Source organism: Oceanidesulfovibrio marinus (genome assembly GCF_013085545.1).
In the GTDB taxonomy this organism is placed as follows: domain Bacteria; phylum Desulfobacterota; class Desulfovibrionia; order Desulfovibrionales; family Desulfovibrionaceae; genus Oceanidesulfovibrio; species Oceanidesulfovibrio marinus.
Genome location: NZ_CP039543.1, coordinates 3,606,169 through 3,623,375 on the forward strand (window position 1 = coordinate 3,606,169; position 17,207 = coordinate 3,623,375).

Annotated in this window: 13 protein-coding genes; all 13 read right to left on the minus strand. The window is 63.2% G+C overall.

Features of this window, described 5'->3' with window-relative positions:
• Window positions 1–10: 10 nt before the first annotated feature.
• Window positions 11–739 (minus strand): tetratricopeptide repeat protein, encoded by a 729-nt coding sequence (locus E8L03_RS15900; RefSeq protein WP_171267884.1) that lies wholly within the window; start codon window positions 737–739, stop codon window positions 11–13.
• 117 nt (window positions 740–856) lie between these two features.
• The gene (locus E8L03_RS15905) at window positions 857–1,762 is read right to left on the minus strand and encodes a tetratricopeptide repeat protein (protein WP_144306272.1); all 906 of its coding nucleotides are present in this window, start codon (window positions 1,760–1,762) and stop codon (window positions 857–859) included.
• An 11-nt stretch (window positions 1,763–1,773) separates the two neighbouring features.
• Window positions 1,774–4,167: a hypothetical protein gene (locus E8L03_RS15910; protein ID WP_171267885.1), complete on the minus strand. Its 2,394-nt coding sequence runs from the start codon at window positions 4,165–4,167 to the stop codon at window positions 1,774–1,776.
• A complete protein-coding gene (locus E8L03_RS15915; RefSeq protein WP_171267886.1) occupies window positions 4,164–4,787 on the minus strand; it encodes a tetratricopeptide repeat protein in 624 nt (207 codons plus the stop codon). The genes E8L03_RS15910 and E8L03_RS15915 overlap by 4 nt, the downstream gene beginning before the upstream one ends.
• Window positions 4,788–5,083: 296 nt before the next feature.
• Window positions 5,084–7,186, minus strand: a complete 2,103-nt coding sequence (gene glgX / locus E8L03_RS15920; protein WP_144306275.1) for a glycogen debranching protein GlgX — start codon at window positions 7,184–7,186, stop codon at window positions 5,084–5,086.
• Window positions 7,187–7,420: 234 nt separating this feature from the next.
• Window positions 7,421–7,846: a periplasmic heavy metal sensor gene (locus E8L03_RS15925; protein ID WP_171267887.1), complete on the minus strand. Its 426-nt coding sequence runs from the start codon at window positions 7,844–7,846 to the stop codon at window positions 7,421–7,423.
• 275 nt (window positions 7,847–8,121) lie between these two features.
• Window positions 8,122–9,342 (minus strand): HD domain-containing phosphohydrolase, encoded by a 1,221-nt coding sequence (locus E8L03_RS15930; protein ID WP_171267888.1) that lies wholly within the window; start codon window positions 9,340–9,342, stop codon window positions 8,122–8,124.
• Entirely contained in the window at window positions 9,314–10,549 is a 1,236-nt protein-coding gene (locus E8L03_RS15935; RefSeq protein WP_144306278.1) for a response regulator, read from the minus strand. The genes E8L03_RS15930 and E8L03_RS15935 overlap by 29 nt, the downstream gene beginning before the upstream one ends.
• Window positions 10,546–13,944: a PAS domain S-box protein gene (locus E8L03_RS15940; RefSeq protein WP_171267889.1), complete on the minus strand. Its 3,399-nt coding sequence runs from the start codon at window positions 13,942–13,944 to the stop codon at window positions 10,546–10,548. Before E8L03_RS15940 ends, E8L03_RS15935 begins: the two co-directional genes overlap by 4 nt.
• A gap of 420 nt (window positions 13,945–14,364) precedes the next feature.
• A complete protein-coding gene (locus E8L03_RS15945) occupies window positions 14,365–14,688 on the minus strand; it encodes a hypothetical protein (RefSeq protein ID WP_171267890.1) in 324 nt (107 codons plus the stop codon).
• Between the two features lie 70 nt (window positions 14,689–14,758).
• Complete coding sequence (locus tag E8L03_RS15950) at window positions 14,759–15,607, minus strand: universal stress protein (RefSeq protein WP_167512556.1); 849 nt, start codon at window positions 15,605–15,607, stop codon at window positions 14,759–14,761.
• A complete protein-coding gene (locus tag E8L03_RS15955; RefSeq protein ID WP_144306282.1) occupies window positions 15,594–16,658 on the minus strand; it encodes a sulfite exporter TauE/SafE family protein in 1,065 nt (354 codons plus the stop codon). Before E8L03_RS15955 ends, E8L03_RS15950 begins: the two co-directional genes overlap by 14 nt.
• Before the next feature lie 44 nt (window positions 16,659–16,702).
• The gene (locus E8L03_RS15960) at window positions 16,703–17,119 is read right to left on the minus strand and encodes a hypothetical protein (RefSeq protein WP_144306283.1); all 417 of its coding nucleotides are present in this window, start codon (window positions 17,117–17,119) and stop codon (window positions 16,703–16,705) included.
• Between the last annotated feature and the right edge of the window lie 88 nt (window positions 17,120–17,207).

The window sequence follows — 17,207 nt, forward strand, 5'->3', positions numbered from 1 at the left end:
TTGGAGCCGCTTACTGGAAGTGCTCCGGTCCCTTGCGGCGCCATTCCGCGGCGTGTTTCTTCGCCGCCTCCAGCTGTTTCGGGTTCATCTCCTGCGCCTCTTGCTCCTTCCATTTTTTCGCGCTCTCCTGGCCGTTGGCCTCCGCAACGCTCAACCACATGTAGGCCTGTATCGGATCGCGGTGCACGCCGTCCCCCCGGGCGTAGGCCAGCCCCACAAAGAGCTGCGATTCCGTATCGCCCTGCCATGCCGCCTGCTCGAACCAGTGGAAAGCGGCTTCCTGGTTCTGCTCCACGCCGATGCCCTCGTGGTAGAACGCGCCCAGCGACCTCTGCGACTGGATGTTCCCCTGCTCGGCAGCCTTCTGCATCCATCGGGCGGACAGCTCGTCGTCCTGCGGTACGCCGCGGCCCAGGTGGTACATGCGGCCCAGCATGTGCTGCGAGTAGGCGTCACCCTGGGCGGCTGCGAAGCCGTACCACCGTGCAGCTTCCTCCTGGCTTTGCGATACGCCCAGGCCGTTGTCGTACATCACGGCCAGCAGCGCCTGGGCCTTGGCGTCGCCGTCCCTGGCCAGGGGTTCGATAATGGTCAGCGTCTCGGCGTAGTCGCCCTGCTCGAACGCGGCCAGCCCCTCGCTGTAAGCGTCCGTCTCGGCATGGGTTGGCGCGCTCAGAGCAAGCAGCGCGGTTGCGGCGAGCATGAGCCGGAATAAGCTTCGTGCGAGTGGTCTGTGCATGCGCATGCCCCTGAAGGTCTGGGCGTTCTGAACATGAGAAGTTCGGGCGTCTTCATTCAATCATCCGGAACAGTAGGGTGTTGCTTATGTTGCGGTCCTTCCGCAGCACTGCCGGGATCATCGTAACTGCTTCAGGCCGGCTTTGGCCATATCGGCATACTCGCCGTTCGGATACGTAGCAAGATATGCCTCAAAGTGGCTCCGCGCCTTCTGCGCATGGCCAAGCTTCTGATGGCACGCGCCGAGGAAGACGTTGATGTCCGGGTTGCGGGCAAGGTTCACCCGAGAGAAGGCGTCCAGCGCCTTGGCCGGATTGTCGGCGATGGACGAGTAGATATACCCCAGCGTCCGGTAACTTTCGTCGTCCGGGTTCAGGAATACGGCCGTGTCGGCGGCCAGCAGCAGTGTCTCCGTATCGGATGGCGTGAGCTGTCGGCATGTGGCGGCCTCGCGTATCTGGTCGAGCTGGAACTGGGCCACCATGGGGAACTCCTTCTGCCCGGCCTGCCACGCCGTACGCATGGCGTCGCAGTCTTTGCGCGCGTGGGCGTCCTTGAACTGGTTGTACAGTGCCAGCAGGCGGTCCTTCGCGCCGTTCTGCGCTATCCAGTAGTGGACGAAGAAGACTACGGGCGCGTTGTTTCCGGGGGGCTTCTGCGCCAGGGCCACGCCCTGGCCGTCGTACAGGCTGTAGCGGAACCCGTTCTCCACAAAGACTCGGGAGGGCTTTTTCAAACCGAACCACGAGACATAGTCGTTCCTGGAGTATGCCTGCGCCGGTTCGAGCTGGAGACGCTCCATGATCCCGGAGGGATGGAACGTCACCATGATGGATTTGCCCTGGAACGGCGCGGCATCGAACCAGCACTGCAGGCCGTTGTCCTCGGTTTTGGTGGGCTGCCCCAGAGTTCTGTAGACGTCGCCGCGCGTGGACTCGCCCGGCGTGAGTCCCTCGAACGTGCCGGCAAAGGCGGCAAGGACCATGGCCGGCAGGAGCAGAAGCGTCAGCAATACGGTCCGCATGAAGCACCCCCTTAAGGTCCGCCGCATGAGAGCAGCTTTTGTCGGTTCTGTTCCAGACAGTTGCGGCACTTGTCGTATAAGGGAGCGCCGATATGGGTCCACATTGAGCAATCCTTGCACAAGGAGTTGATACATTTGTATTTCTTGCTGGGATTGTTACGAGTTTTCCACACATTCCAGTTGATCTTGGGCTGCGGTTTGGCTGGCGCGGCCTGAGTGATGCCCGGACCGAAACCAGCGTATCGTCCGGTGGTCACGTAGCCGCAGTAGGCGAGCCGTTCGATGAACCGCTGCTTCTCCAGGACAAGGCGGGCGCTCTCGCCAGAAAGGATGTAGCTCCGGCCGTCCTGGTTGACCGTCACGGACATCCCGCTGCCATCAACAATCCCTTCGAAGGTCTTGTATGTTTTGGCGCCCACACGGCACTTGCGCTGCTCCGTCTCCAGGGCCATGCCCGTGACGGTGTACGGCCTGTTGGCCTTGAACCCGGCGGTCTGCGTGGGGCCAGACCTCGTTTTGGGGCCAGTGGTCCGGGCCTGGCTCGGCTTCCCCGAACCGGGGTCTGAGGTCTTGGCATCCGGCTCCTGGCCTGTTGATTTTTTGTCCGGCTTCTTCTCATTGTCATCCTTATTCTCCAGGGAGGCCCGCACCATGGGCGGCGGAGCCGGTGCGTTATCTTTCTTCTCCTTGGCGTCTGCACCCTTGTCCGGTGGCAGGGAGGCGGCGACCATGGGCGGTGGTGTCGGCGCGGCTGGCGGATTGGGCGCATCCGGCTTTGTCTTGGCCGTCTCCGGCGGGGTGGGTGGCGCAGCGTCGGCCATGGCGTCGTCTTCGAGCACCACACCGTACTTCCTGGCAAACTCAGGATGCGCGCGCATGTACTCCTCCAGTTTCACCGTGGGGTCGTTGCCCAACGGGCCGACAGCCTCGATGTTCTGATCGGCGTACACGGCCACGAAAGTTCTGATGTACTCCCAGTCCGAGGGGTTGGCGTCCTTCCCCTGCCGGGCCATGGCCTGGTCGGCGGCTTCTTTGGCGCGGTGGAACCCGAGCGCGCCGAAGACGAACTCCTTGGCGATGCCGCCGGTGGAAGGATCGCGGCCGATCTTCTGGGCCCACTCCGTCTCCCGCTGCTCGGCGGCTTCATACTCTTTGTACAGGGCGTGGAGCTCGGCAGCCCTGGCCGCAGCGGAGAAGCCCTTGAGCAGGATGCCCCCCAGTTTCTTCAGTGCAGGCGACATCTTCCCGAACTTTTCGGACAGCTTCTTGAGGTACCTGGCGCCCTTGGAGCCGGCGCTGGCCGCGTCATCCCCTTCCTGGAAGACCTTGCGCACGATCTCCCGGCGGCCGGCCTGGGAGGCAGTGCGGTTGATAAGGTTGCGGGTGTTGACGAGCTGCTGCCGCAGGGCCACGGCCTTGGCCGTGTCGCCGGCTTTTTCCGCCGCAATGATTCTGCCTCTCAGGTCGGCGATGTCCCGCGCCGTGGCCTTGGCCGACTTGACGAGCATTCGGTCGAGCTGGCGGAAGGCGTTCTCGTTCTGCTTGCGGGCAAAGGCAACGGCCTCGGCCCCTTTGCGGTTGCCCAGCATGGCGTCCAGCTCGGCGCTGGTCTTGCGGTGGATGGCCATGCCCGGATTGATGCCCGCCTTGCGTAGCGATTGTTCGGTTTTGTAGACGGCCTTGTTGCTGAAGTTCATGGATTCGATGACCTGCTGGCGGCCGACGTTCGGTCCCTCCAGGAAGTCGCGGGCCTCGTGCGCCTTCTTGAGGTAATCTCCGGCCTCGGCCATGGGCGTGCGCAGGACGTTGCGCCGTAACGTCACCGGACCTTTAGCAGTGGGAATCGTGGTGGAGCCGCCCTGGGCAATGTACTCGGCCGCCTCCTGGTCCGCGGCCATGGCGCGCTCGTATGCGGCTTGACTGGTGGGGCCGTTGAACCGTGAGGGCGGCATGTGCACCGTGGTCTCGTGGCTTCCGATGCTGAACGAGTTGCCATTGTCCGTGACTTGCAGCCCCCGCGCCTTGGCGGCACGGCGCATGCGGTAGTAGGCGCGCAGGTCCGGGGCCTGGGTGTCCAGGTCGCCACCCTTTTTAAAGCTCTTGCTCCACGGCGGCGACCCGGCCGAGAAAAGCTTTTCGTCGTAGGACACGCCGGCGTCCTGGCAGACGTTCCGGAAGTCGTTGATGCGGTCCGGGTCGAGTTTGGCCAGAGGCTGGTTCACATATTGTTCGAAGGCCGCTTGCCGCTGCGGGCCTGCGGGATACTGATTCATGACCTGCTCCCAGCGGTCCCAGATCCGGCGCTTCAGGGTCAGGTAGTCCTGCGGCTGGGCATGGGCCGCCGCGGACCAGAGCAGCAGGGCCAGAAACAGGGTGAGGACAAAGGCGAAGGAGCAGCGGATCATGACTCCTCCCTGATGGCTGCGCGCACCGTCTTTTTGAGCTCCGGCGGCGTGTCCGGCGATCCGGCCAGCTTCCACATGATTTCCAGGGCCTCGCCGCGGTCGATGTCCAGCAGCGTCACGGCCAGAAGGAACTCGAGCTGAGGCCAGGCTGGCATGCGTTCGAGCTGGGAGCGGTAGAAGGACACGGCCCGCCAGGGATCCATGAGCCACTGGTAGCAACTCTGCAGGGGGACGAGGTAACGGCCCTCGGCCGGGTCTTCTTGCCGGCCCACCAGTATCTCGTAGACGTTGGCCGCCTTGTATGGATCCTGGTTGAGCACGGCGGTTTCCGCCAGCATCGTCAGGGTCTCATCGTCGTCAGGATCAAGTTGCGCGGCCTGGTCCAGGTGGAAGTCGGCCAGGGAGCCGAAGACATCGCGGGAGGGATCGTCGCCCACCTCCCGAGCCAGGTAGAGGTAGCCCATGCCGGCGCGTTTCTGCGCTTCAGGATCGTCGGGGTGCTCCTCGACCTGCGTGAGCACGTCGTTCATGGCCTCGGATAGGGTTTCGCAGCGGGCGTCCTCGGTGCAGAAAAACGCGAGGCACCACAGGGCGAGCAGGGCGGCGCAGGCGTATCGCATTCCACGCTCCTTCATGCGGAAGGCTCTCCCGGTGGAGCATCCAGGCGTCGTGAGAACGGCCCACTATGAAAATGCGCGCACCGGGTGGGAGAGCCGCGATGCGGCGAAGGGCGTCTCCCGTTACAGGGGCGTAGCCTCTACACGTGCAAGTAGAGAGGAAAGGGATAATGATTGTATAGAAAATCCACGGCCATATGACAACCCGCGTGGGGTTGGTGTGTGAAATCCCTTCGCTGGCGGGCTTCAGCGATTCAGTATGGGCCCATCATGAAGAAGCAAGGCCCGGAATCGTCGGATCAGGCCTCGTGCCGCAGCACCACGAGGGATCGTGCATCCGCCTGGATCGTGTCGCCGGCCTTGAGCGGTTTGGCTTCATCCACCCAGCCGTTCCGAGTGTCGAGCTCCAGTAGCCAGGAGTCGGCCCACTCCTCGCCCGGCAGGATGAAGTCCAGCGGCTCGTAGTGGGCGTTGAAGATCAGATAGAAGTCATCGTCGGTCACCGGATCGCCCTTGGGGTTGGGGTTGGGGATGGCGGCGCCGTTGAGGTAGACCCCCAGGGACTTGGCGTAGCTTTCGCCCCAGTCCTCCTCGGCCATCTGCGAACCTTCCAGGGTGAACCAGGCGATATCCTTGATCTCAGTGCCGTGAATCTCCCGACCCTGGAACCAGCGCCGGCGGTGGAAGACCGGGTGCTTCTGCCGGAACTCGATGAGCCGGCGGCAGAACTCCAGCAGCTCCTCGTCGGCATGCTCCCAGTCGAGCCAGGAGATCTCGTTGTCCTGGCAGTAGGCGTTGTTGTTGCCCTGCTGGGTGCGACCCATCTCGTCGCCGCCCAGGATCATGGGCACCCCCTGGGAGAGCAGCAGTGTGGCCAGGAAATTGCGCTGCTGCTTGGCGCGCAGCTCCAGAATCTCCGGATCGTCGGTAGGGCCTTCAACCCCGCAGTTCCAGGAACGGCTGTCGTCGGTGCCGTCGCGGTTCTCCTCGCCGTTGGCCTTGTTGTGCTTGTGGTCGTAGGAGACCAGGTCGCGCAGGGTGAAGCCGTCGTGGGCCGTGACGAAGTTGACGCTGGCAAAGGGCAGGCGGGTGGTGTTCTCGTAGAGGTCCGGGCTGCCGGCGAAGCGGGCGGCGAACTCGCCCAGGGTCTCGTCGCGGCCGGGCCAGAAGTCGCGCACGCAGTCGCGGTAGCGGCCGTTCCATTCGCTCCATACAGGCGGGAAGTTGCCCACCTGGTAGCCGCCTTCGCCCACGTCCCACGGCTCGGCGATGAGCTTGACCTGGCTGACCACGGGGTCCTGCTGGATGAGGTCGAAGAAGGCGGAGAGCTTGTCCACCTCGTGCAGCTCCCGGGCCAGGGTAGAGGCGAGATCGAAGCGGAAGCCGTCGATGTGCATCTCCTGAATCCAGTAGCGCAGAGAGTCCATGAGCAGCTGCAGCACATGGGGGTTGCGCATGTGCAGGCTGTTGCCCGTGCCGGTGTAGTCCATGTAGTGGCGCGGGTCGTCGTCCATGGTGCGGTAGTAGTAGAAGTTGTCGATGCCCTTGAAGCTGAGCATGGGGCCCAGGTGGTTGCCCTCGGCCGTGTGGTTGTAGACCACGTCCAGGATGACCTCGATGCCGGCCTGGTGCAGGGCGCGGACCATCTGCTTGAACTCGGCGACCACGGCCCCCGGTCGGCTCTCGGCCGAGTAGTCGTTGTGCGGCGCAAAGTAGCCGATGGAGTTGTAGCCCCAGTAGTTGCGCAGGCCCATGTCGATGAGACGCTTGTCGTGGATGAACTGGTGCACGGGCAGCAGCTCCACGGCGGTGACGCCCAGGCTTCTGAGGTGCTCGATGGAGACCTGGTGGGCCATGCCGGCGTATGTGCCGCGCAGCTCCTCGGGGATGTCGGGGTTGTTGCAGGTGAAGCCCTTGACGTGCGTCTCGTAGATGATGGTCTCGTGCCAGGGAAGCTGCAGGCGGCGGTCGCCGTTCCAATCAAAGTAGGGCTGGTGCACCACGCAGCGGGGCACGTACGGCGCGCTGTCCGTGTCGCTGCGTACGTCCGGTCCCTTGTCCAGCCGGTAGGGGAACACAGCGTCGTTCCAGTCGACGCTTCCTTCGATGGCCTTGGCGTACGGGTCGAGCAGCAGCTTGGCCTCGTTGCAGCGGTGGCCGTGCTCCGGGCTCCAGGGGCCGTGCACGCGGAAGCCGTATCGCTGGCCGGGCTCGATGCCGGGCAGATAGCCGTGCCAGCAGTAGCCGGTCACCTCCGGCAGCTCGATGCGGGTCTCTAGGCCGTCTTCGTCAAAGAGGCAGAGCTCCACCTGCTCGGCCACCTCCGAGAAGATGGAAAAGTTGGTTCCGGAGCCGTCGTACGTCGCGCCCAGGGGGTAGGGGAGGCCAGGCCAGATCTTCACGAGATATACTCCTTGCGAATCGGGGAAGGGGAGACGAGTTTGGAGAATGATATCAGGATGCGTTCGGCTGACAACAGGAATAATCGCGGACTTTTTGCGGCTGTGGCCGGCAGGGCGCCAGGATGGGCTTTGCGAAAGGGATGCGCTTACATAACAAAGGGATGACTTTTTGCGAGCCATCCCCTGCCGTGATCGGGTTCGGCGGTCCGACGCGCCGCATTTGCTGCGAGGCGTCTACCAGCCGCGGTGCATGCCGTAGCCCATGCCCGGGCCCATCATGCCACGTCCCATGCCCGGCCCCATGCCGCCGCCGCACCAGGGGCACTGGTCCTGCACATCGTACTCGTGGGCCTTGAGCTGGAGCTCGGCCTGGGTGTCGGCCATGCTGCGGTTCAGCTCCCGGACCTTTTTCGGGTCGGGATTGTCCTGCATGAGCTCCGCGTTGAGCTGGGCGCGGTCCTGGGCCAGCTTCCTGCGCAGCTGCTTCGTATCATGGTAGTACTTCTGGAACTCCTCCGACTGCTGGGGCTGGTTGCCCTGGTAGCCCTGCATCATTCCGCCGTGCATGCCATACCCGCCGCCGTACTGGTTCTGAGCCAGCGCGGCGCCGGCGGCGCACAGCAGTGCGGTGGTCATGACGAGGATGAGCAACTTTTTCATGGTGTGCCTCCTGTGATGGTTTCCGTATCGTTGTAAAGAATGACGACATGATATCACGCGTGAGCCTTCGCGGTCCAAAGAGGCGGCGCGGAACAGGCAGGGAGGCTACCCGTTGGCAGGAGTACGCACAGCAACGCCCGGCGGCTTGGCGCCGGCGTCATGCGTCGGCTGAGGCGGGGGATGGGCGCACGGCAAGGACGGCGGGAAGCCGATGGGATGCGCTGCCATCCCTGAAAATTCCCGCCTGGACCTCGGGAATTGAAGGAGACGGCGCGCTACTGGGCCTCCTGCGGCGGCGTCTGGGCTTCCGGAATGGGCTTGATGTCGCGCTCGTCGATCTTCGGCTTCACAGGCATGAACACCTTGATGGGCTCCTTGATGCCCACGAAGCGGTGGATGCGCTGGAGGTACTCCACCGTGGTCTCGGTGAGCTCCGCGCCCCTGCCCAGCACCTTCACGATCTTGCCGGCGCGATTGATGAACACATGCTGGTCGAGAATCATGCCCTCCTTGAGCAGGCCGATGGTGACGGCGCGGGGCTGGAGCTCGGTCTGCTGGGCCACGGTGTCGCTGAGGGCCTGCAGGATGTCCGGATCATACGCCCCTGCCTGGCGGCGCAGCGCGGCGATGGCGTCCGGCTTGGACAGGTCCTTTTCGAGCATGGTGTCGTAGTCGATGGCCACCTTGAGGATGCGCGCGCCCAGGGGGATGTCCTTGCCGGCCACGTCGTCTTCGGGAATGCCGCCGCCGTCGAACCGCTTCCCCTGGTAGGCGATCATTTGGCTGACTTCCTCAAGCCTGGGAATGTGAGAGATGAGCTGGGCGGCCAGGCCCGGATGGCGGTTGAAGGCATCCAGCTCTTCCGGCTCCAGAGGCTTGCCCTTGTGGATGCGCCGCAGGATGGAGTCCGGCAGCACCACATAGCCCAGGCGGCAGAGCCGGGCAGCGGTCTCGGTCATCCAGGGGGATGGGTCCTCCACGACGTCGGAGATCATGCGTACGTGGGGCATGATGCGCGAGGTCAGGCCGTAGGCGTCGGGCTTGATGATGGAGAGCAGCTCCGAGAGCACCTTGATGGAGCCCTTGAGCGTGTTTTCGAGGAGCTCTTTTTCTATGTTCAGGAGCTGCCACTGGCGCATGCCGTCGCGGATGGCGCTCACCAGGACCTGCGGCGGGCAGGGTTTGGTGAGCAGGCGGAAGAGGGAGCCCTCGTTGACCGCCTGGATGGCCATGTCCACGTCGGCGTAGCCGGTGAGGATGATGCGCACCGTATCCGGGGCGACCTCCCGGACCTTGGCCAAAAAGTCGATGCCGTTCATCCCGGGCATGCGGTAGTCCGAGATGATGAGCGCGTAGGGGCCTTCCTGCCGGATCATGGCGAGCCCGGCCTCGGCCGTGCCGGCGATGTCGGTGGTGTATCGCTTGCGGAGCTGACGCCGGAAGGATGCGAGCAGGTTTTCGTCGTCGTCAACCAGCAGAATCTTGTTCTCCGCCATCCTCCAAATCCTCCAGATAGTCCTTGGTCGTGCGCTCCCATTCCGGGAGGTGATCGGCCACGCCGATGTTTCCGAGGTAGTCCATGTCCATATCAGGCACAACGTAGTTCTCGTGGATCACGCAGTGCTTGTGGTCGAGCACGTTGGCCACGTGTACGGCCGTGAGAGGTCTGTAGGAGGAGAGGGGCGAGATCGGCGCGTGGTGGAAGGCGATGGCCTCGATCACGGAGTCCGGCATGCCCCACAAGCCCATGAGGTATGCGCCCACCTCCGCGTGGGTGGTTCCCAGAATCTCCTTCTCCACGTCCCAGACCCGGCGGTTCTTTTCCCGGGATGTGCGCAGCACCTCGTTGTACTGTTCGCTGCATGTGGAGACGAGCACGAGCTTGCCGATGTCGTGCAGCATGCCGGCGATGCAGGCGTTGTCGGCCAGCTCGCGGTCGCACTTGTCCGCAGTGCAGATGCGCCGGGCCAGGTTGGACGTCCGGATGGAATGCTCCCACAACCCCTTGAAGGAGATGAACGGCGATTTTTCCGTATCAAACACCGAGAACACGTGGACCGTGAGCACCAGGGACTGGATGATGTTGACGCCGAGCATGGTGACGGCCTGGCGCACACTGCCTATATGGCGCGCGAAGCCGAAGAAGGAGGAGTTCACCAGCTTGAGCACCTCTGCGGACATGCCCACGTCCTTGCCGATGATCTCGGCCACGGTCTCCAGGGAAGGTTCGTCCTTGGAGAGCTCGGCGCTGATCTCCTGATAGAGCTTGGGCAGAACAGGCAGGGCGTCCATGTTGGAGATGAGCGCCCGGAGGGTGTCGTCCTCCACGAGATGGGCCACGCGGAGCGCTTGCTCGATGACATCCTTGAGCACCTCCGGCTTGCACGGCTTGCTGAGGTACTGGTGCGCCGGCAGCACCGACTGTACGATGCACTCGAGATCCGAGTGGCCGGAGAGCACGATGCGCACGATGCGCGGGTAGCGCTCCTTGACCGCGGCGAGCAGCTCGGAGCCGCTCATGCCGGGCATGCGGATGTCTGTGACGAGCACATCCACCGGCGTGGTTTCGAGCAGCTCCATCGCCTTGTACCCACTCTCGGTAAAGGTCATGTCCCATTCCTTGCGGTACGGCCGCAGCATGCGTTGCAACCCCTCCAGGACCTTGACCTCGTCGTCGACGAACATGATGTGGCTTTTGCTCACGCGTTGCCCCTGGCCTTCTTTGGAATGCGGATGTGGAAGGTTGTGCCCTCGCCGTCCACGCTGTCGAAGAATATCTCGCCGCGGTGCTTGTCCACCACTACGGAGTACGAGATGGACAGGCCCTGCCCGGTTCCCTTGCCGACCTTCTTTGTGGTGAAGAAGGGATCGAACAGCCTGGTGCGGTTACCCTCTGGAATGCCTGTGCCCGTGTCGGCGATGGTAATCTCCACGGACTCGCCCAGGTCCCTGGTTCCTAAGGTAATCCGGCCCTTCTCCTCCGTGCCCTGGACCTTGTCGCCAATGGCGTGCGCCGCGTTGACGATGACGTTCAGGAACACCTGGTTGAGGTCGTCCGGGTAGCAGAGCACGGGGTCGAGCGAGGCGTCGAACTCCGTCTCCACGTCGGCCACGTACTTCCACTCGTTGCGGCTGACCATGATGGTGTTTTCGAGGGCGTCGTTGATGTCCAGGGGGCGCATGCCGCTCTCGCCCGGATGGGAGAACTTCTTCATGGCCAGGACAATGGAGGAGATACGCTCCAGACCTTCCAGAGACTGGTCGATGGCCTTGGGCACCTCCTCGCGCAGGAACTCCAGCTCGATCTCCTTTTCCAGCTCGTCGATGGCGCGGGTGGTTTCGTTTTCGCCGCCTTCGGTCTTGCAGGTCTCCAGAAACTCCAGCAGCTGCTCCACCAGGGTGAGCAGGTCATCGAAGGAGTCCTTGATAAACCTGGTGTTGTCGCTGACGTACTGAGTGGGTGTGTTGATCTCGTGCGCGATGCCGGCGGCGAGCTGGCCGATGGACTCCAGCTTCTGCGCGTGGGTGAGCTGCCGTTCCAGCTCCTTGCGGTCCGTGATGTCCAGGAAGGTGAGGATGATGTTCCGCTTTTCCTCGTGCTTGAGGGGGAAGGCGTTGTAGAGCACCGGCGAGGAATGGCTTTCGTGAGGTGCCAGGAAGACCTCGCGGTTGTGTGCGTTCGACGGTTCCAGATCCTTGCGGTCCAGCTTCTTGTGCGTGGTGGCGTCGCGCAGCAGGGGGAAGAGCACGTCCAGGCAGTCCTTGCCCAGCACCTCCTTGCGCGCCGGCAGCAGGAACATCGTGGACGAGACCTTGTTGAACTCCAGGATGGTGTGGTCCTCCTGGTTGATGACGAAAATGCCGATCTTCATCAGCGAGAGAATGTGCTGGAGAAGCGCCTCCTTCTCCCTGGCCAGGGCTTCGGCCCGCATGCGCCGGGTTATGTCGTGCACAATGGCCAGCACCAGCTCCCGATTGTTCACCAGGTGGGGGCCGCCGAATATCTCCACGTTACGGATGTCGCCATCTGCGCGGCGGTTGTGGCAGACGAAGCGGTGGCCGGTGCCGCGGAGCGCGCGCTGGAGGTTGCCCAGGACATGCTCGGTGCTGTCCGTGGAGAGATCGCACATGGTGGTCCTGGTCATGTCCTCCCGCGGTATGCCGTAGAAGCTGCTTGCCGTGCTGTTGGCGTCGATGATCATGCCCGTGTCTGGATCGACCAGCAGGAGGATCATGATGTTGTCTTCGAACAGGCTGCGGTAGCGTTTCTCGTTTTGGCGCATGGCCTGCTCGGAGCGCCGTTTCTCGGAGACGTCGCGGATGATGGCCAGGATAATGTTGTCGGCGATGCGCTTGGTGCTGAGCTCGGAGGGCACCTTCTGGCCGTCGGCGGCGATCAGGTTCCGCTCGCTGAGGACCTTCTGGCCGGCGAGCAGCTCCTCCATGTGCAAGGGCTCCACGGCCAGCTGCTCCGGGTCGACAAAGGTGCTGATGTGGACGCCGAGGAGCGCATCGGCGTCGCGGCCGATCATCCGCCGGAACTGGGCGTTGGTCTCCACCACGCAGCCGGCGTCGTCAAAGATCAGGATGCCGTCGGCTGCGTTCTCGTAGAGCACCTTGTAGCGGTGCTCGCTCAGGGCCAGATCCTGCTCCACCTTGTGGCGCTGCTCGATCTCCTGCCGGAGTTGCTCGTTGGCCTGCAGCAGATCCTGGTAGGCGTCCCGGAGCGCGACGTTCGCCTTGGTCAAATCCTTGGTGCGTACGCGCACACTGTCTTCCAGCTTGTTGCGCGTGTGCTCCAGCTCTTCGTTGGCCAGTCGCTCCTGGGTCACGTCCATGTGGGTGATGACCGCCCCGCCGGCTTCGGTCTGAAGCGCCGTGACGCGCATCATGAACCAGCGGGGATTGTCCGGCGCGCTGCACGGATACTCCATGGAGAAGAGGGGCTGCGAGCCAGAGAGGACCTGCTCGATGCCGGCAAGCGCCTCTTTGGCGTAGGCCGCGTCCTCCTCATTGTCAGAAGCCATCGCCGCGCGGCATTGCTCCAGATAGTTCGTGCCGATCTCGACGGCGGGGCCGTGGCCCTTGTTCTCGGCCGCGAACTCCTGCCAGGCCCTGTTTACGTCGGTGATGACGCCGTCCTTGTCCAGGACCACCACATGGGAGACCAGGGAGTCGAGGATGGAGCGGCTGAAACGCAGGCTCTCGTGCAGTGCGTCCTCGGCCTCGATGCGTTTGGTTATGTCCTTGAGCAGCCCCAGCGATCCCGCGAAGTTGCCCTCGCTGTCGTACAGAGGCTGGCCGCGGGTGAGCATCGTGCGTTTGTCGCCGTCCTTGCCGCGCAGGGAGATTCTGTAGTCGTTGGCGATGCCGCGGCGCCGAGCTTTCTGGTGCAGGAGGAAGGACTCCCGGCTTTCCTCGTCCAGGAGATCTTCGAAACGGGTTCCGATGAGGCCATCGCGGCCGCACTCCACCAGCTCGCAGAACCTCTTGTTCACATAGAGCAGCCGTCCTTCCGGGTCCACGATGCCGAGGCCGTCCTGCATGGACTCCAGGACGTTGCGGTACTGCTGCTCGCGGGATTCGAGCTTCTGCTCGGTCTGCACGCGTTTGGTTATGTCGGCAAAAAAGATGATGACGTCGCCTGTGTCGTCTTCGGCCACGGGCAGGAAGGAGACCTCCCGGCAGGAGCGTCCAAGCCCCGGAAAGTTGAACCAGGCCTCGAATGAGACTGTCTCCCCGGTCAGGGCGAGCTCAAGGTGCGATTTGACCAGAGTCTCGTATGTGTCTGCGTCAATCAGGTCGCTGAGGTGGCGGCTGTTGGCCGTTCCGCTCTCCAGGCCGTACGCCTTCTCAAAGACCGGGCTGGCGAAGCGCAGGATGCCGTGGCGGTCCACCACGGCGATGAGTTCCTGGGCCGCGGCGTCCACCTGCTCATAGGTGTGCAGCGTCTGCAACAGCGATTCGTTGCGGTCTCGGAGCGCGGCGATGCGATCGAGCTCTTCGTGGCATGCAGCGTGGTCGCCGTCACGACGGGAGACGGGGGCGGCGTGGCCAGGGTCGTTTTGGTGGGACTCACCGGATTTGTCAGAGGGCATGACATCCCCGATAATTTTAGAGGTTCTCGCGAACAAAGTGTACCGGTTCGACGGGTAGGTGTCCATATGCCGATTTAGGAGAAGACGTAATAGAAATATGTAATACAATCAGCGTATTGTAATGATTGTACAGCCGGGGGCGTATTGCTGGGCGCACCAGGGCGCACGCCAGCAGCCGCGGAAGATGGAAGGGGGTGGCGCGGTATGCCGCGTATACACGGGTTGCTTTCGAGGGAACCGGCGAGATCTGGGCCAGCCTTCCAGGAGCGGAAGTGTCGAAGAAATGGCGTGTCAGGAACGGCCCGGAGGAGACCCGGACCATAGTGCGGCGATGCGCCGCGTGGGGATGGACCCGGCCGGGGCGCATACGGTCATGCGCCCGTAGCCGAAGCCCTTGCCGAAGCAGACGCGCGGGATCTGCTAGCCGGCAATGTGGAGCAGCTTCATCCCGTAGGAGATGCCGAACCACGTGGCGATGAGGATCGCCGGGAGGAGGATGGCGTTGAGATACTGCGGGGTGATGGGCCGGCAGCGGACCACCAGGGTGTCCTCGCTGTCCTCGAACTCGAAGATTTCGTAGTAGCTGCGGCCGTTCTCGCCCTTGGCGGTCTTGAGGACCTCGCCGCGGAGCATGGTGCCGGCTTCCGGGGGCGAAACCAGGGTGTCCAGGGTGTTGCCGTCGTTGTCGGTGAACAGCACAGTCTTTTCCTGCGACTCCTGGGGGATCGTCTCCTGGGTGGTCATCTGCGTAATCCTCTTTATGTGTGGGAGCCCCGGCGCAGCCGGCCGGGACTCCCGGTGATCAATGAAAAATCTACGGCACCACCAGCACGGGGCGTTTGTTGCTGCGCAACACCCCGGCGGCGACGCTGCCCATCATGAGCCGGCGCAGGCCGGTGCGGCCGTGGGAGCCGAGCACGATGAGCCCGGCGTTGCACGTCTCTGCTTCCTCAATAATGAGCTCAGTGGCGTCACCGTTGTGGATGGCGGTGGCGACCGGTACGTCGGCGGCGTTGCCCAGCTCGGTGATGCGGTCCAGCGCTGCCCGGCCGGTGCTGGTCATGTCGTCCATGACCTTGTCCCACAGGTAGTAGTCCGAGGGCACGTCGATGGCGAAGATCGCATTGATCGAGCCGCCGTAGGCCCTGGCCAGAGCCACGGCGCGTTCGGCCGCCTTCTCGCTGTAGCGCGAGCCGTCCGTGGCGAGCACGATGTTGTTGAAGGACACTTCGGAACCTTCCGGAATCACCAGCACGTCGCGATGGGCGTAGCCGATGACGCGTTCCACAGTGGTGCCCAGAAGGGAGCGTTCGATGCGCGAGCGGGAGACACCGCCAATGACGATGAGGTCCGCGCACTGGGCTTCGGCCTCGTCCACAATGGCCTCGAAGGCATGGCCCTCGGGCATTACGGAGCGGTAGGTGACGCCGGCTCTGGAGGCTTGCTCCTTGAGCTCGTTCAGTACCTTCTTGTGTGGTTCCTCGATGTTTTCGCGCATGTCCCTGGTGTAGAGGCGGTACATGTTTCCTTCGAACCCGGGGCATACGGAAATACCGATGGCGCTGGCGCCCATCGAGGCGGCCAGGGCGATGCCCTGGCCGCCGGCGTGCCGGGAGGACGGAGTGTCCGCCACGGCAATGAGCAGCTTCTTATGCGTGTTCACCATTTACCTCCAGGCGACGTTCTTCACGCAACCCGGTGACCATGGCTTTGATGATGATGAAAGCGCCTATGCACAGGGCCGCGCTCATGGTGGCGAAGCTCACCTTGCTCATGATGCTCAGGGTACCAGGGTCCATGTCCATCACGCCGAGCTGGGTGAGATACTTGGGGATGACGATGCCGCGGCTGAAGGCCACGATGAGCATGATCATCGACATCACATACTTGATCATATAATCTTTTACGTACGTGGTGCCAATAGCGCCAAGCTGAACGCCGAACAGGGAGCCGGCCAGGATGATCAGGGTCAGGCGGATGTCCACCATGCCGTACCAGGCCCAGATGAGCGTGCCGCCCAGGCCCATGACAAAGGCGATGACGAGCTCGCTGGCCGAGGCCATGAGGCTGGACATGCCCAGGATGTAGATCATGCCGGGAACACCGGCGAAGCCGCCCACGGCGATGGTCGCTGCCATCATACCAGTGGCGAAGCCCAGAGGCGCAGTAAACCAGAAGGACAGGCGCAGGCCGCTGCGCGGGAAGTTGACCATGGGCCACAGGTTCACGCTCTGCACCCACTCGGCCAGCTTGGTCTTCTTTTCCTCGGCGCCGGTCTTCTTGAGCCGCAGCGCATCGCGGAACACGAAGCCGCCCACGGTGACCAGGATGACCACGAAGGCGAGGCTGACGTAGAGGTTGGAGCCGGCCTCGCCCCAGGTTTCCAGAATCACCTTCTGGACCTGGATGCCCACCTGCACGCCTATCTCGGCCGAGATGCCGATGATGACGCCCATCTTGATGTCCACCTGGCCATACTTGTAGCGCTTGATGGCGCCGACCAGGGCCTTGGGGAACTTGTGGCACATGTTGCTGGCCACGGCGATGGGGCCGGGCACGCCCAGGCTCATCATGCCGGGGGTGAGCACGAAGGCGCCGCCGGAGCCGATGAAGCCGCTGACCAGACCGCCGACAATGCCGACGGCGAAGAGGAACAGCGCGCTGGCAAGGTTGAGGTCAATAAACTCGAGAATTTCTCCTGCATGACCGTGCATGTCCAGTATCTCCTTGGTATTATAAGCTCAGTACGGTTCTTGGCTTAGGCGTTCACGCGCGGGCGGGAAGAGGGCCGCTTCTCGGCCGGGGCTTCCTTGCGAACCAGCTTCTTGGAGTTGCCTTCGACGCCGACGGCGGTCCAGAAGTTGCTGGCAAAGGTGCCGTGCACATACGAGAACACGAAAACGGCCGCCACGGGCAGAATGGCGAACACGCCGCCCTTGGCGAAGTACTTCATCACCAGATCGGAGTTGGTGAACACGGCAGTGTACAGGGCGACCGAAACAATCCCATAGAGCATGGCGCGATTGCGAGCCCGTTTCTTTTTCTGGCTGGTGGCTGTCGTCACATTCTTCTCCTTATCTTTTGGTGTTTTATGCGTGGGACTGGCGTGCCAGGCGTTGGCCTCGGCAAACGCAACCTCAACTCCGTAATCTTCAAGCCGCTGCACGATACTCATGGTATCCTCCTGAGTTACACGGCAAGGCGCCTTGGCGCCGCGCATACGGTCCGGTCGTCGCAGTGGTCGGCTGCCGTCCAACAGGCCC

Bases quoted from the DNA above. Each gene is read 5' to 3' on its own strand.
- E8L03_RS15960 (WP_144306283.1), bottom strand. From the start codon at position 17,119: ATGAGTATCGTGCAGCGGCTTGAAGATTACGGAGTTGAGGTTGCGTTT.
- E8L03_RS15925 (WP_171267887.1), bottom strand. From the start codon at position 7,846: ATGAAAAAGTTGCTCATCCTCGTCATGACCACCGCACTGCTGTGCGCC.
- E8L03_RS15955 (WP_144306282.1), bottom strand. From the start codon at position 16,658: ATGCACGGTCATGCAGGAGAAATTCTCGAGTTTATTGACCTCAACCTT.
- E8L03_RS15940 (WP_171267889.1), bottom strand. From the start codon at position 13,944: ATGCCCTCTGACAAATCCGGTGAGTCCCACCAAAACGACCCTGGCCAC.
- E8L03_RS15910 (WP_171267885.1), bottom strand. From the start codon at position 4,167: ATGATCCGCTGCTCCTTCGCCTTTGTCCTCACCCTGTTTCTGGCCCTG.
- E8L03_RS15945 (WP_171267890.1), bottom strand. From the start codon at position 14,688: ATGACCACCCAGGAGACGATCCCCCAGGAGTCGCAGGAAAAGACTGTG.
- E8L03_RS15930 (WP_171267888.1), bottom strand. From the start codon at position 9,342: ATGGCGGAGAACAAGATTCTGCTGGTTGACGACGACGAAAACCTGCTC.
- E8L03_RS15915 (WP_171267886.1), bottom strand. From the start codon at position 4,787: ATGCGATACGCCTGCGCCGCCCTGCTCGCCCTGTGGTGCCTCGCGTTT.
- E8L03_RS15900 (WP_171267884.1), bottom strand. From the start codon at position 739: ATGCACAGACCACTCGCACGAAGCTTATTCCGGCTCATGCTCGCCGCA.
- E8L03_RS15905 (WP_144306272.1), bottom strand. From the start codon at position 1,762: ATGCGGACCGTATTGCTGACGCTTCTGCTCCTGCCGGCCATGGTCCTT.